Source organism: bacterium endosymbiont of Bathymodiolus sp. 5 South (genome assembly GCF_900128535.1).
Taxonomy (GTDB): Bacteria; Pseudomonadota; Gammaproteobacteria; order PS1; family Pseudothioglobaceae; genus Thiodubiliella.
The window spans coordinates 1-912 of the sequence record NZ_FQTR01000399.1; the positions used below are offsets into that span (position 1 = coordinate 1).

Genomic DNA, 912 nt, shown 5'->3' on the forward strand with positions numbered 1-912 from the left:
GTACAGCTTGCAAAAGAACTTAAAACCTTAGAAAAACAAATGTATCAATTTGCAGAAGAGCTCAAATTTGAACAAGCTGCTGATGTGCGTAACCAAATTAAAGCGCTTAAGCAAGGGCAGTTTTTATTATGAACAAAATACTAACAAGTGTTGAAATAACAAAAGACAACGCAGCATCAGACTATCTGCGTTTTAAATATAATGATAATTCTTATCAAGAATATCTAATCACTAACGACGCGCCAAAATCCTGCACAACACATATGGGTGATTTAGGTGATATATGTATAGGTGCTTTAGATAAAGGAGAAAGAAAGATATGTAAAGACGATTGCGTTTATTATTTAATTGAAAATGGTCAACAAATTAGAGATCGACGCAATAAAAAAATTAGTAATCGACGCGATAATTTTGAATATTGTATTTTTTTAATAAATACAAATTTTCATGGTGAAACATTTTCAGATGCTACTTTTTATGGTGCAATATTTAATAAGGTAGGTAATTTTGGTGGGGTTAAATTCAATAATGGGGTTAGCTTTAATAGCGCTAAATTTATTAAATATGCTAGCTTTGCTGCAGCAAAATTCAATGATGAGGTTAGTTTTAATCATGCAAGATTTAACAAAAATGTTGCTTTTAGTGGTGCAGAATTTAATGGTGAAGTTAACTCTGTTGAAACAATATTTAACGGTAGTGTTGATTTTGACACCATCACTACTACTATCGACACTACTGGTTCTTCTGGAAATAAAACTACTACAACCCCTCCTAGCTTTTCTAAAAAAGTTGATTTTACTAGAGCCATATTTAACCATGTATTGAATTTTTCAGGTGTTGAGAGCATCAATCTTGATTTAGAACATGCGATTATTGATAGAATAGAATACGGCAATACAAAGTTTAGCGCAG

At 31.6% G+C, this 912-nt stretch carries 2 protein-coding genes; both read left to right on the forward strand.

Annotation, left to right across the window (positions count from 1 at the left end):
• Positions 1 to 132, forward strand: a 132-nt coding sequence (locus tag BBROOKSOX_RS11775) for a UvrB/UvrC motif-containing protein (RefSeq protein ID WP_139662078.1), incomplete at its 5' end; no start/stop codon positions are given.
• Positions 129 to 912: pentapeptide repeat-containing protein (locus tag BBROOKSOX_RS11780; protein ID WP_180324064.1), on the forward strand; the 784-nt coding region annotated here is incomplete at its 3' end. The genes BBROOKSOX_RS11775 and BBROOKSOX_RS11780, both read left to right, overlap by 4 nt.